We start from the raw sequence: 13,223 nt of genomic DNA, 5'->3' as shown, positions 1-13,223 counted from the left end.
TCGGCTTGGCACGCTTTTCGCAATGCCTTCGTCAAATGCCGCGCCATGGGGATGGAGCGGCCGAATGACGGGGATGACGATGCACATGATCTTGCGACGGCTCGCTGCAACTGCCCTCAGCGCCGCCCTGCTGCTGGCTCCGATGGCCGATGCCTTCGCCGCGGCAGCGCGCATCAAGGACATTGTCGACATGGAAGGCGTCCGTGAAAACCAGCTGGTCGGCTATGGCCTGGTGGTGGGTCTCAACGGCACGGGCGACCGGCTCAACAATTCCCCCTTCACCAAGCAATCGCTGCAATCCATGCTGGAGCGACTGGGCGTCAATACGGCGGGCGAGAATGTGCGCACCGCCAATGTCGCCGCCGTCATGGTCACCGCCAATCTGCCCCCCTTCGGTACGCAGGGCTCGCGCATCGACGTTTCGGTGGCGGCCCTGGGCGATTCCGACAGCCTGCAGGGCGGCACGCTGCTGGTGACCCCGCTGCTGGGCGCCGATGGCGAAGTCTATGCCATTGCGCAGGGCCCGGTGAATATCAACGGCTTCAAGGCGCAGGGCGATGCCGCCACCGTCATCTCGGGCGTGCCGACCACGGGGAGGATTTCCTCGGGTGCGGTGATCGAGCGGGAGATCGATTTCCATCTCGGCTCGCAAACCTCGCTACGGCTGGCGCTGCGCAATCCCGACCTGACCACGGCGCGGCGCATCGCGCTCTCGATCAACGATTTCATCGGCGTGCCCACGGCAACGCCGGAGGACCCGGCCACGGTGCGGGTCACCCTGCCCCGCGGCTTCAACGGCAATATTGTCGACCTGCTCACCGATATCGAACAGCTGATGGTGGAAACCGACCAGCCGGCCAAGATCGTCATCGATGAGAATTCCGGCATTATTGTCATGGGCAAGGATGTGCGGGTGTCCAGCGTCGCCGTGGCCCAATCCAACCTGACGGTGACCATTGCCGAAAACCCCACAGTGGTGCAGCCGGCCCCGTTCAGCGATGGCGTGACGGCAGTGGAGCCGAGCACCAATCTGGATGTCTTCGCCTCGGACAAGGCGCTGGCGGTAGTCAATGAATCGGTGACGCTGCAGGAATTGGTGGATGGGCTCAACGCGCTGGGCATTGCGCCGCGCGACCTGATCGCGATCCTCCAGGCAATCAAGGCCACCGGCGCGCTGCAAGCCGAAATCGAGGTGCTGTAATGGTCGAGGCCATCGCCAAGCCCGGTTCCACCCTCAGCGCCAGCCAGATCGCCAAGGTGCGCCAGCAGGCCGAGGAATTCGAGGGCGTGTTCCTCAACACCTTGACCAAGACCATGTTCGAAAGCGTCAAGAGCGAGAACGGTTTTGGCGGCGGCTTTGGCGAGGAAACCTGGCGCTCGATGCAATCGGAACAACTCGCCAATTCCATGGCGCAAAATGGCGGGCTCGGCATTGCCGACCAGCTGATGGGCGACCTGCTGACCCTGCAGGAAGCCGCCAACGCGCAGAACAGCCTGACACTTCCCAAGGGAGCCTATTGAGCATGACCGCCGCAGCCCGCCTCGCCGCCCTCGACAGCCTGCCGGCCGACGATCTGTGCCAGATGGCCGAAGTCGCCCTCGCCGCGCTTGTCGATATCATGAACCAGGAAACCGTGCTGCTGCGCACCGGCCACATCAAGCAGGCCAGCACGCTGACGCCCGACAAGACGCGGCTGGCGCAGGACTATGTGGGCTTTGCCCGCGCGGTGCAGCGCCAGGGCGATCGCCTGCGCGCCGAGGCGCCCAAGGCCGTCGACCGGCTGAAACAGGGGCACGAAAGCCTCGCAACGCAGATGGCGGAGAATTTGCGTGTGCTAGCGACAGCGCGCACGGTGACCGAGGATCTGCTGACCGATGTGGCGCAGATCGTCGGGCAGCAGAACAAGGCCAAGACTTATGGCCGGGCTGGCGCGGTGGCGAGCGATCCGGCGAGTTCGGCCCGGGGGATTGCGGTTAATCGCTCGATGTAGGGGCGGTGCTTGCGGCAGCATCGCACCCCTCACCCTGTAATTTCTTCTGGACGAAGAAATTACGGTCCCTCTCCCACAAGGGCGAGGGTTGGCTCCGAGTTTCAGTCGAACCAGCGAGCCCCCTTCTCCCCTCGTGGGAGAAGGTGCCCGAAGGGAAACCGAATTCGCGAAGGCGAATTTCGGTTGGGATGAGGGGGCCTCATAAGGTGTGCCGCACTTTCGCATTTGAATCTAATCCGCCCTAAACCGGTAAGTGCGCCACAATCTGTTCGTGCCTAGGCTGCCACTGCATTCGTATATGCAAGGACAGCGTCATGGTCACCGCAATCGCACCCGAGCCGATTGGCCCGAGTCATACCAATATTTCGGATTACCGCTATCGCGCCGCGCTGGGCGAACGCACCGTTTTGCCGCAAAGCACGCCATCCGCTCCCAAGAATGCCAAGCCGAACCCGGACCGCGAAGAGCGCTCCAGCGATAGCGAACAGGAAGCGCCGGCGCGCGATTCCTCGTCCATGTTCGCCGCGGCGGTAATTGCCGGCGCCCTTGCCCCGACGCCACAGACGCTGGCCGAGCTGTACCAGCGCATCGGCTCCGCAACCATTCCCCCCGAATCCATGGCGCGGCTGAAAGACTTAATGGCCTGATACGTTGGGCCCCATAGCCTTGTCCTTGCCACAAAAGCCCCGGACAACGGGGCTTTGTTCTGTCTGGAGGCCCAGATTCCGCCGGATTCCGCCCGGGTAGCAGGCTCTTCACCTGCTTTTAACCGAGCTGAGTAATCCTCAAGATCAACGCAAGCTGCGGCATCAAGTTAACGATTTTTTATGCCGCCCCGTGCATGCTCCACGCTGTCTCAGAATGAGGCGTCAAAGCAAAATACGAGTCTCCTAGAAAGGGAACTTTACCATGGCTGATATCAATCTCACTGCCGCCGTCCGGTCCAATCTCTCCTCGCTGCAGAACACAGCGACGCTGATGGCCAAGACCCAGGACCGCCTGTCGACCGGTAACAAGGTCAACTCGGCACTCGACAACCCCACGAACTTCTTCACTGCCGCGTCGCTCAACAGCCGCGCCGGTGACCTGAACAACCTGATGGACTCGATGGCTAACGGCATCAAGACCATCGAAGCTGCCAATAACGGCCTGACCTCGATCACCAAGAACCTGGAATCGATGCAGTCCACCCTGCGCCAGGCTCGCCAGGACAAGTCGTTCCAGACCCAGTCCTACACGCTCGATACCGCTGCCACGACCGGCAATATCAGCTTTGAGGGCGGCGCTGTCGGCGACACGGCCGTTGATGTGGCCCTGACCAAGACTGTAAAGACCGCAACCTTTACGGGCACGGTTGCCGCTGCTGACACCGGCAAGCAGTTCACCATCAGCGATGGCACGACTGCTACCCTCGACATCACGCTGGCGACCGGCGACACCGCCACCGACATCGCCAACAAGATCAACACCGCTGCCACCACTGCCGGCAACGCCATCACCGCCAAGGTGGAAAATGGCCAGCTGAAGGTCTCCAACAGCACTGGCGCTGCGATCACCGTTGCTGAAGGCACCACCACTGGTGGCGCAGCCGTTCTGGGCTTCGGCGCCGACGCGACCGCCGCCAAGTCGACCGACGAGCTGGTCTCCGAGATCAACAAGAACGACGATCTCAAGGGCAAGATCCGCGCTTCCAACGACAACGGCAAGCTGCGCATCGAGAACCTGTCGACCCAGGCGCTCGACGTGACCCAGGGCACCACTGCCTCGGAAATCGCCGGTAACTCCGTGCGTGCCGATCTGGCCAACCAGTTCAACGAACTGCGCGACCAGCTCGACAAGCTGTCGGACGATGCTTCGTTCAACGGTATCAACCTGCTGCGTGGCGACAAGCTGAAGATCACCTTCAACGAAACCGGCACCTCCTCGATCGACATCCAGAGCAAGGGTGAAGATGCAGTCAACGCCGCCAACCTGAAGCTGTCGACGACCCTGACCGCCAAGGACCTGGACAGCGACGCCGGCATCGACGCCTTCCTTGACCAGGTCAAGGGCGCCCTGAACTCGGTTCGTTCGCAGGCTTCGTCCTTCGGCTCGAACCTGTCGATCGTGCAGAACCGTCAGGACTTCACCAAGTCCATGATCAACACGCTCGAAACCGGTGCTGGCAACCTGACGCTGGCCGACATGAACCAGGAAGCTGCCAACATGATGGCGCTGCAGACCCGCCAGTCGCTGGGTACCTCGACCCTGTCGATGGCCAACCAGGCTGACCAGAGCATCCTGCAGCTGCTGCGTTAATCGCACCGCAAACAGCTTGAGGAAGGCGGGCTTTCGAGCCCGCCTTTTTCTTTGTCCGCTCGGACTAGAAAGCGCCGCAAATGGCGCTAGTGTGAGCGCGCAAACGAATATGTGAAGGAGAATGCCTTGGCGCTAAAGGTCGAACTCAAGCCCGGCGAGAAACTGCTGGTGGGCAATTGCATCATCACCAATTCCGAACAGCGCTCGCGGCTGTTTATCGACGGCAAGGCGCCCATTCTGCGTGAAAAGGACATCCTGACCACCGACACTGCCGACACCCCCGCCAAGCGCATCTACCTGGCCGTGCAGCTGATGTATATCCAGGAAGACATCACCACGCTGCGGGACGAATATTTCACGCTGATCAACGATTTCGTGAGCGCGGCGCCCTCCACAATTTCAATTGCGGACCGTATCAATAACGACATCTTAACTGGCGACCTGTACAAAGCTCTCAAGACAGCCAAAGAGCTGATTCAGTACGAACAGGACCTGTTTGAGCATGCAGCAATACGGCGCGGCAGCCTATCAGACGACAGCCAAGACGGTTGAATCCCCCCGCGAACGAGAAGCTGCGTTGCTCATCAAATCCGCCGCGAGCTTGCAGTCCGTGCGCGACAACTGGCCGGCTGACAGCGAAGTGCTCAAGGGCGCGCTGACCTTCAATCGCAAGCTCTGGACCATCTTCATGACCTCGGTGACGCGCGATGACAATGCGCTGCCCGCCATGGTGCGCCAGAACATCGCCAATCTGGGGATGTATATCCTCAACGAGACGCGCGAGATCCTGCTCGATCCGGTATCCCCCAATCGGCTGGACACGCTGATCAACATCAACCGCCAGCTGGCGCAAGGTTTGCGCGCGAACTGAGCGTGATGGAATGAATGAAAAGGCCCCGCATTGCGGGGCTTTCTCATTTTTGGGTGTTGGGCTGTGAAACCTCATCCATCCCCTCCCACGGTGTCACGCCGGCGCAGGCCGGGGCCCATCCTGAGATCGTGGTTGTGCCGCCAGGTGGCCGTGCAAACGCACACATACCTTGCGGCACGTCTACCATATCGAGATGGGCCCCGGCCTGCGCCGGGGTGACACCGTGGGTGGGGATAGTGTCGTGGGTTTGAGTGGCGAGCCAGTGCGCCCTCCCCGTGGAGAGCGCGCGCCGCACCCCTACTTCATGAAGTTGACGAGGCTGAGCTGGCTGATCATGGAGGTGGCCTGGTAGCTGGCTTGCAGGCGCGTCTGCAGGGCCAGGATTTCCATGGCGACGTTTTCCTTGCTCACCGTTTCCACATCGCTCAGCAGGTTTTCCAGCTGCAGCTTGTAATTGGAATGGCGGGTGGTGGTGTTGTTGAGCGCGCTGCGGGCCATGCCCAGTTCCATGGTGAGGATTTCCACCGAACCGCGCTTGACATTGTGGGCCTCCGACAGCGCCGATTGCTGGCGCTCGGCCATGGCGTCGAAGCGGCCCGTGGCGGTCGGATCGCCATCGGGATAGGTCTCGACCGACATGGCGGCGGTGGTGCGCATCAGGGCGAGCAGACCCGATTCATTGGCCTGCAGGCCGTAATTGACGCGGGTGGAATCGTCGATCTGGGCGGTGACGCTCTGGCGCGGATTGCCTTCGGCCAGGATGGCAGCATCGGTGACGACGCCGGTCAGCGCCTTGGAGAAATTGGCGGCGGTGGCGTTCACATCGGCCCCGATGGTGAACTGGCCAGGACCCGCTTTGCCGACCACGGCGGTCAGCGCCATGGTGCGGGTGGTGCCGTTCGGTTCGGTCAGGGTGATATTGACGGTTTCCCCGGGCGCCGGAACGGCCGTGAATTGCGCCGTGGCCTGGGACGGGTTCGTTGCCGTGTAGCCGGTGGTGATGTTGGCGGTGGACGCCGAAATGCCGCTGACCTGGAAGCCATGGGCGGCCGAGACAGGCTGCTTTTCGCCCAGGGTGACATTGGCGCCATTGGTGCCGATCTCGAGGCGGCCCAGCCCTTCGGCGGCGACTGCGGGGGTCTGGCCGGTATACCACATGACCGTGTCGGCCTCGGTGGCGAGCCGCAGGCTGGTTGGGGGATTGCCGCTGCTCTGATCGACCCGCAGCACGGGTTCACCCGCCCCGTTGAAGAAGTTCTGGGAAGCGGCGAAGGTCGAGGCGCCGGACAGGGTCGTGCCGCCCACTTCGACCAGCTTTTTGTCCAGCGCCGTCTTGAAATTGGCGGCGGTGGCCTCGGCATCCGCGCCGATGACGAATTCATTGATGCCGCCGGGCGCATCGGCCGCTGCGATCGCCCGCATGGTGATCTGCGTTTCGGTACCGTCGGGCAGCGTGAAGCCCATGGAAATGGTCTGGCCGGCGGCGATCTGCTCGGCCGGCGTGGGCGCAAAGGTGACGCCGACCTGGTTGCCCAGCGCCCCACCACCCGCCGCCGGCTGCGAGACGGTGACAGCACCGCTGGTGGTGGAGATGGCGGACACCTTCATGCCGAAGGGATGCACGCCATCTTCGACCAGGTTGACACTCGTGGTGCCCGCCGCGTGCGAGGATTGCAGGCGCCCGCGCCCGTCAAGGCCTGCATCGGCGGCCTTGCGCTCGGTGACCACGGCCTTGAAGCCGGCGCGACCGCCCTGCCCTTCGAGCAGCGTGGTGGTATCGGGCAGTGGCGCCTTGTCGGTGTTGGAGCCGCCGAACAGATAGCGGCCGGCAATATCGGAATTGAGCATGGTGACCATCTCATCCAGCCGGCCATAGGCGAGCCCCGGCACCGTGGCCAGGTTGATATTGTTGGTGCCGTATTGCCCCTGCACGGCCGAACTGCGGCCCTCGGCCTCGAGCTTGTCGAAACGCGCCATGGCATTGTCGAGAAAGCTCAGGCGCAGATTGACCGTATCGATATTGGCGGAGAAGGAATCGATCTTGGCAAGGCGCGAGCGCACCGAGATCGACATGGGCAGATCGTTGCCCATTTCGGCCAGAGTCGACGCCTTCATGCCGGTGCCCAATTGGACCTGCAGCGTGGCGAAACGATCCTGCATGCGCGAGATGACGGAGAACCCGGTCTGGATCGGATACATCGACTTGTTGACGATCATTCAGGGGTCTCCTCAGGTCGAAGCAAACAGGGCGTCGAGCAGTTCCTTGACCACCGACACGATGCGGGCATTGGCGGCATAGGCGTTTTGCAGCTCCATCAGCCGGGCCATCTCGGCATTGACGTCCACGCCATATTCCGAGGACATCTGGTCCACGATGGTATCGAGGGTCAGCTGACGATCATCGGAGCGGGTCAGGGCCGCATTGATGCTGGAGCCCTGGAAATTGAGCACCTGGCCGATCATCTCGCCCAGATTGCCGTTGAGCTGGAAATTCTTGGAATCGGCGGGATTGCCACCGGAAACCAACTGCAGGCTGCTGAGCTGGCCGATGACGAAATTGGCGCGATCGGCATCGCCCAGCGTGCCGCCCACTTCGTGCTGCACCATCAGGCGATTGTCGGCCAGGATGGCGCTATTGACCGTAATGCGGGCGGCAAAGCCCTGCTTCTGCGGCGGATCGCCATTGAGATTGTTGGTGAAGGAGGCGTCGCCCTGATCGACGAACAGGTTGAACGCCAGGCCATCGCCCTGCACGCCTGAGGCGGTGGTGCGCACGGCAGCCGACTTGACCGTCGTTGGCCCGCCCGCGCCGGCATCGAGCACGCGGATATTGCCGGCGCCCGTGCTGGAGATCGTCAGATTGGGCAGTTTGCTGCCCAGCATGTTTGCCGCCGCGGTCGCGTCGCCGGACAGGTTGATGCTGATAACGCGCTGCCCGGTGGCGTCGACATAGTCCTTGCCATCGGTGCTGTTGACCACGCGAACGCGGCGTTCGACGCCGTTCTCGGTATAGGTCAGCAGCATGTCATTGCCGGGCTGCATATTGCCCAGGTTCAGATCAAAGCCATTGGCGCCCGCGGCGCTCGTGGCCGTGCCCTGCGCGGTCTTGGTGGAGAAGGCCTGGGCCAGGCCCGCGGCGATCTCGTCGAGCTGATCCTGGGCTTCGACCAGGGTGCGGTCACGCAGGGTGACCAGGCCCGCCAATTCCCCGCCCTGCAGGATGCCCTGGGCCACCAGATCGAGCTTGAGACCCGACGGAGTGGTCAGGATCAGCTTGCCGACCGAGGTCTGGTTCTGATCGACATTGAACTGCGAATTGGGAGAGAGATTGCCCGCGCTTTCAAAAGAGAATTGCCCGACGCCATTGTCCAACAGGCCGACACCGGAGCGCGTCATCAGCGAAACGGTGCCATTGGCGCGGTAATCTGCCTGCACGTCGACCAGCTCGGCGACACCCGAGACCAAACGATCGCGCTGGTCCTGCAGGGAGGCGCGCGCGGAATCGGTCATGCCCAGGTCGAGCATGCGGTTGTTCACTTCGGCCAGCGAATTGAGCATGCCGTTGAGATTGTTGACGTGGTTGGCGATCTGCCCTTCGGTTTCCTGGCGCATGCCCTGGATGGTGCCGGACAGGCGATTGAGCGTCTCGGCCATGGTCTGGGCGGAGGCGACAGCCTGCGAGCGGGCTGCGTAATTGTCGGGGCTGGTTGCAATGCCCTGCAGGGTCTTCTGCAGATCGGCAAAGATGGTATCGAGCGAACCGGCCGTGCCGGGCTTGCCCAGCGCCCCCTGCAGGCGATCGAGATAATTGGCCTGAATGCCCGAATTGGCGGCGTCGCTGACCTGGCGGGTGTAATAGGTCTGCAGGCTGGTATTGAAAGCGCGCACCGTGCCCTGCGTGCGGGCATAGCTGCTGTTCTGCGAATTATAGTCGACGACGTTGAGCGACTGCCGGTGATAACCAGGCGTGCCGGCATTGGCCACATTGCGGCTGAGGATGGAGAGCGCATCCTGGCTGGTGCGCAGACCCGAAACCGCATTTGTCAGAGATGTCGTCAAACCCATGTCTTGGGCTCCTCACGCGAGAACGGGGTCCGCAGCCAGTGCCGCGAACCCAAACTGTCGCCGCTGCGGCTAGCGGATCATGTTGAGCGCTTCCTGCAGCATCTTGTCGGCCGCACTGACGATGCGCGTGCTGGCGGCATAGGCCTGCTGGGTCACGATAAGCTTGGTGAATTCGTCCGAAATGTCGGTGTTGGAAGCTTCGAGCGCGCCGCCCATAATGCCTTCGCCGGTGAGATCCAGGATGGCCTCGCCCGATTCCGAGGTCGACGCGAATACACCGCCATCGAGCCGCTTGAGCGAGTTGATGGCGTTGAAATTGGCCGTGACCACCTGCGCCATGTCGATGCGCTCGCCGTTGGAATAGGTGGCAACCACCCGGCCATTGTCGTTGATGGCCACCGAGACGAATTCACCGGCGCCATAGCCGTTCTGGTTCAGTGTAGAGGTATTGGCCTTGCCGTTCACGTCGGCGAACTGGGTCAGCCCGTTGGTGTCGTAGCGCAATTCCACATCGCCCACGCCAACGCCATTGATATTGAGGCCGGTCAGCGTGGTGGCGCCGCCCGTCGGCGCCGCCAGCGAGCCATTGGCGGCGAACTGGAAGGTCTCGTTGACGCGGGTCCACTGCGTCTCCGTTCCGGCCGCGTTGCCGTTGGACATGTAGTAGAGGTGCCAGGTGTCGCTGCCGGGCGGGGTGCTGGTGGCGCTGTCGACCTTGGCCCAGCGCATAGTCACCTCGGCCGGGGCGCCGTTCTGGGCATAAACCGTGATGGAGCCGGCCGGGATCGTGTTGGTGAGGAATTGCGCGTTCTGGTTGGCAGAGATCGCGTTCACTGGAGTGCCATTGGCCACCGAGCTGACCGGCGGCGTGGTAGTGAATGAGGTCGCAAGCCCCGCACTGGCCGAGGCCGTCATGGCAAAACCGGAATTGGTGGGCATGGTGATCTGCAGTTTACCAGCGTCGGTACCGGTGGCTGGGATAGCGACGGTCGAGCCGGCGCCATTCGGACGGCCCTGCATGTGGGTCTGAACCTCAGCCAGCACCTGAGCGACGGTCTTGCCATCGGTGTCGATATACATGTTGGAGGCGTTATTGGCGGGCGGAGCGCCCGCAGCGGCCGAGTAGAAATTGTAGTTGAACGCCGTCCCGCTGATCGCGATGGTCAGGGACTGACCCACCATGCTGGCGGGCGTGGCGGTGAATGCCGTGGTCGAAGTGGAGCGCGCCGGCGTGAAGGTGCTCGGCAGGTAATCGCCCGCGCGCATCAGCTCGCTATTGGGCACCGAGGCCTTGTAGGCGTCGGTCTTGGGCAATTGCGGCAGGTTGGCTTGGTAATTGATGCGCGTGGTCTGCTGGGCCGGCAGGAAGGCGTTGGAGAGCTTGATGACGGCGGGCGCCGAGCCCGAGACGTTGCCGGTGGCCGGATCGATCGCCAGGCCCTTGAGGTAATAGCCGGCGCCGTTGACCAGGAGGCCATCCTTGTCGATCTCGAAATCACCGCGGCGGGTATAGAAATTGGTACCGGCAAAGGTGCCGTCGCCATCGGCCTGCCCGTTCTTGGGCTCGACCACGAAGAAGCCGTTGGAATTGAGCGCGATGAAGGTCTCGTTCGCCACCGTCTTGATGTCGCCCTTGACGTCATTGGTGCCGCGCGACTGCGCCAGCACCGCGCCGGGCACCTGGCGGCGGATCGGGGCGTCGGGGATCAAATCCAGGAAATCGGTTTCGATGCGCTTGTAGCCAGTCGTCTGCGAGTTGGCGATATTGCCGGAAATGTTTTCCAGCGCATGTGCCTGCGCCCGCAGACCCGTCACCGCACTGGAAAGAGCCCCGTAAATACCCATCAAAAACTCCTGAAACTGCTCGCGCTGGTTGCGCCTGTTCAGCACGGATAGGAGCAAGTAGGGTGCCAACTGCACCTGGCATTGATTTTAAACGATAATTTGCGCGCACGCTGTGCAATTGCGGCGAAAACCCGGCAATTGAGTCCGGGCCTACCGGCAGAAATTGCCGCCCGCTTGTCTGATGGCGGCAAGTGCATTAATGCACAAAGACACTGCGCCCGGGATCACCACCGCCATGCTGTTCAAGTCCGCCGATGAGTTCGTGAAGGCCGATCGCCGCACCGTGACGGTGTTCGGCATGGCCGGCGTCGGCAAGACGCGGCTCAGCAATATGCTGCGGACGTCGCGCTGGTTCCACTATTCGGCCGATTACCGCATCGGCACGCGCTATATGGGCGAATATATCGTCGACAATTTCAAGCGCGAAGCCATGAAGGTGCCGTTCCTAGCGGACCTGCTGCGTTCGGACTCGATCTATATCTCGTCCAATATCACCTTCGACAATCTCGACCCGCTCTCGAGCTATCTCGGCACGCCCGGCAATCCGGACAAGGGCGGGCTGCCGCTGGCGGAATATCAGCGCCGGCAGGAACAGCATCGGGTGGCCGAGATTGCCGCGTTGCAGGACGTGCCGCATTTCATCGAGCGGGCCAAGGAACTCTATGGCTATGATGATTTCATCGCCGATACCGGCGGCTCGCTGATCGAGGTGATCGACCCCACCGACCCGGAAGACCCGGTGGTGAGGACGCTGGCGGCTTCCACCGCCCTGCTCTACATTCGTGGCACCGACAAGGACGCCGCCGAACTGGTGCGGCGCTTCAAGCAGAGCCCCAAGCCGATGTATTACCGCCCGCCATTCCTCGTCGAGAAATGGGCCGAGTACAAGGCGCTCAACAAGATCGCCGAGGACTGCGACGTCGACCCGGCCGGGTTCGGCGCCTGGGGGTTCGAGGCGCTGCTGCATGACCGCCTGCCCCGCTATCAGGCGCTGGCGGATAATTTTGGCTATGTCGTTGAGGCATCGGATCTCGCCATGGTCCGCGACGGGGACGAATTCGTGGACCTGATGGCCGCGGCGATCGAGAGGCGAATGCGTTAGCGCGTTCTCCCATTGGAGACGCGCCGGCCTTGAATCGCCTTCCGATCATTCTCGCTTAAGAGGCTGATATGCCTATTCGTATTCCCGACAATCTACCCGCCCGCAAGACCCTCGAGGATGAGGGCGTCTATGTGATGGATTCCACGCGCGCCGCGCGGCAGGACATCCGTCCGCTCGAAATCGGCCTGCTCAACCTGATGCCCAACAAGGAGCGTACCGAGACCCAGTTCACCAGGCTGATCGGCTCGACGCCGCTGCAGGTGGATCTGACGCTGGTGCGCATCACCGATCATCAGTCCAAGCACACCTCCGAGGATTACCTCAAGACCTTCTACAAGACCTGGGAAGAGGTGCGGACCAAGAAATTCGACGGCTTCATCGTGACCGGCGCGCCCATCGCCAACCTGCCGTTCGAAGAGGTGCGGTACTGGCCCGAAATGCTCGATATCATGGAGTGGACCAAGACCAATGTGCACCACGCCATGTTCATCTGTTGGGGCGCGCAGGCGGCTTTGCACCATTTCCATGGCGCTAGGCGCTATCGCATGGACAACAAGGCGTTCGGGGTATTCCGCCATCAGGTGACCAATCCGCGCTCGCCCTTCCTGCGCGGGTTTTCGGACAGCCCGATGATCCCGGTGTCGCGTTACAACGATATTGACCGGACGACGCTGGGGGAGAACCTCGAAGTGCTGATCGACAATGCGGAGATCGGGGTCTCCATGCTGGGCGACCGCAAGCACCGGGCGGTCTATTTCCTCAATCACCTGGAATATGACAACCGCTCGCTGGCCGACGAATATGAACGCGACATCAAATCCGGGCTGGATACGCCGCCGCCGGCCAATCTGTTCCCCAACGGGGACACCAGCATCGAGCCGGAAAACCGCTGGCGCAGCCACGCGCATTTGCTGTTCCAGAACTGGATCAACGAGATCTACCAGACGACGCCCTATGACATGGACGAGATTGGCAAGTAGGCAGCGGGGCTAAGTGCCACTCGCGATCTGCCTCCCTCCCCCTTGAGGGGAGGGATTGAGGGTGGGGGTGT

12 protein-coding genes are annotated in these 13,223 nt (G+C 62.2%); 9 read left to right on the top strand and 3 right to left on the bottom strand.

What is annotated here, in order from left to right; all coding sequences use genetic code 11:
- Nucleotides 1-64: 64 nt before the first annotated feature.
- The 7 genes from N8A98_RS16720 to N8A98_RS16690 all read left to right on the top strand — a co-directional run bounded on the left by N8A98_RS16720 (nucleotide 65) and on the right by N8A98_RS16690 (nucleotide 5,160).
- Nucleotides 65-1,201, top strand: coding sequence for a flagellar basal body P-ring protein FlgI (locus tag N8A98_RS16720; RefSeq protein ID WP_162740157.1), 1,137 nt, complete (start codon nucleotides 65-67; stop codon nucleotides 1,199-1,201).
- Nucleotides 1,201-1,521, top strand: a complete 321-nt coding sequence (locus N8A98_RS16715; RefSeq protein WP_113121139.1) for a rod-binding protein — start codon at nucleotides 1,201-1,203, stop codon at nucleotides 1,519-1,521. Before N8A98_RS16720 ends, N8A98_RS16715 begins: the two co-directional genes overlap by 1 nt.
- 2 nt (nucleotides 1,522-1,523) lie before the next feature.
- Nucleotides 1,524-1,991 (top strand): hypothetical protein, encoded by a 468-nt coding sequence (locus N8A98_RS16710; protein ID WP_262166951.1) that lies wholly within the window; start codon nucleotides 1,524-1,526, stop codon nucleotides 1,989-1,991.
- Between the two features lie 314 nt (nucleotides 1,992-2,305).
- Entirely contained in the window at nucleotides 2,306-2,638 is a 333-nt protein-coding gene (locus N8A98_RS16705) for a hypothetical protein (RefSeq protein WP_262166949.1), read from the top strand.
- 262 nt (nucleotides 2,639-2,900) lie between these two features.
- Nucleotides 2,901-4,289, top strand: a complete 1,389-nt coding sequence (locus N8A98_RS16700; protein WP_113121136.1) for a flagellin N-terminal helical domain-containing protein — start codon at nucleotides 2,901-2,903, stop codon at nucleotides 4,287-4,289.
- A 126-nt stretch (nucleotides 4,290-4,415) separates the two neighbouring features.
- Nucleotides 4,416-4,841 (top strand): flagellar biosynthesis repressor FlbT, encoded by a 426-nt coding sequence (gene flbT / locus N8A98_RS16695; protein WP_113121187.1) that lies wholly within the window; start codon nucleotides 4,416-4,418, stop codon nucleotides 4,839-4,841.
- Nucleotides 4,842-4,866: 25 nt separating this feature from the next.
- On the top strand, nucleotides 4,867-5,160 hold the full coding sequence (locus tag N8A98_RS16690; protein ID WP_262166944.1) for a flagellar biosynthesis regulator FlaF: 294 nt from the start codon (nucleotides 4,867-4,869) through the stop codon (nucleotides 5,158-5,160).
- A 297-nt stretch (nucleotides 5,161-5,457) separates the two neighbouring features.
- Here N8A98_RS16690 and N8A98_RS16685 read toward each other — a convergent pair whose 3' ends face one another.
- The 3 genes from N8A98_RS16685 to N8A98_RS16675 form a co-directional block, all read right to left on the bottom strand.
- Entirely contained in the window at nucleotides 5,458-7,377 is a 1,920-nt protein-coding gene (locus N8A98_RS16685; RefSeq protein ID WP_262166942.1) for a hypothetical protein, read from the bottom strand.
- 12 nt (nucleotides 7,378-7,389) lie between these two features.
- On the bottom strand, nucleotides 7,390-9,225 hold the full coding sequence (gene flgK / locus N8A98_RS16680) for a flagellar hook-associated protein FlgK (RefSeq protein ID WP_262166940.1): 1,836 nt from the start codon (nucleotides 9,223-9,225) through the stop codon (nucleotides 7,390-7,392).
- 69 nt (nucleotides 9,226-9,294) lie between these two features.
- Complete coding sequence (locus tag N8A98_RS16675; RefSeq protein WP_262166938.1) at nucleotides 9,295-11,070, bottom strand: flagellar hook protein FlgE; 1,776 nt, start codon at nucleotides 11,068-11,070, stop codon at nucleotides 9,295-9,297.
- Between the two features lie 199 nt (nucleotides 11,071-11,269).
- Here N8A98_RS16675 and N8A98_RS16670 point away from each other — a divergent pair, with 199 nt between their 5' ends.
- Nucleotides 11,270-12,172 (top strand): ATPase, encoded by a 903-nt coding sequence (locus tag N8A98_RS16670; protein ID WP_262166936.1) that lies wholly within the window; start codon nucleotides 11,270-11,272, stop codon nucleotides 12,170-12,172.
- A gap of 68 nt (nucleotides 12,173-12,240) precedes the next feature.
- A complete protein-coding gene (locus N8A98_RS16665) occupies nucleotides 12,241-13,152 on the top strand; it encodes a homoserine O-succinyltransferase (RefSeq protein WP_262166934.1) in 912 nt (303 codons plus the stop codon).
- The last annotated feature ends 71 nt before the right edge of the window (nucleotides 13,153-13,223 follow it).

Source organism: Devosia neptuniae (assembly GCF_025452235.1).
In the GTDB taxonomy this organism is placed as follows: Bacteria; Pseudomonadota; Alphaproteobacteria; order Rhizobiales; family Devosiaceae; genus Devosia.
This window is presented reverse-complemented; position numbering and strand designations above follow the sequence as displayed.

Excerpts from the sequence above, each read along its gene's own strand:
- N8A98_RS16710 (WP_262166951.1), top strand. The coding sequence starts at position 1,524 with ATGACCGCCGCAGCCCGCCTCGCCGCCCTCGACAGCCTGCCGGCCGAC.
- N8A98_RS16670 (WP_262166936.1), top strand. The coding sequence starts at position 11,270 with ATGCACAAAGACACTGCGCCCGGGATCACCACCGCCATGCTGTTCAAG.
- N8A98_RS16675 (WP_262166938.1), bottom strand. The coding sequence starts at position 11,070 with ATGGGTATTTACGGGGCTCTTTCCAGTGCGGTGACGGGTCTGCGGGCG.
- N8A98_RS16700 (WP_113121136.1), top strand. The coding sequence starts at position 2,901 with ATGGCTGATATCAATCTCACTGCCGCCGTCCGGTCCAATCTCTCCTCG.
- N8A98_RS16685 (WP_262166942.1), bottom strand. The coding sequence starts at position 7,377 with ATGATCGTCAACAAGTCGATGTATCCGATCCAGACCGGGTTCTCCGTC.
- flgK (WP_262166940.1), bottom strand. The coding sequence starts at position 9,225 with ATGGGTTTGACGACATCTCTGACAAATGCGGTTTCGGGTCTGCGCACC.
- N8A98_RS16705 (WP_262166949.1), top strand. The coding sequence starts at position 2,306 with ATGGTCACCGCAATCGCACCCGAGCCGATTGGCCCGAGTCATACCAAT.
- N8A98_RS16665 (WP_262166934.1), top strand. The coding sequence starts at position 12,241 with ATGCCTATTCGTATTCCCGACAATCTACCCGCCCGCAAGACCCTCGAG.
- N8A98_RS16720 (WP_162740157.1), top strand. The coding sequence starts at position 65 with ATGACGGGGATGACGATGCACATGATCTTGCGACGGCTCGCTGCAACT.
- N8A98_RS16715 (WP_113121139.1), top strand. The coding sequence starts at position 1,201 with ATGGTCGAGGCCATCGCCAAGCCCGGTTCCACCCTCAGCGCCAGCCAG.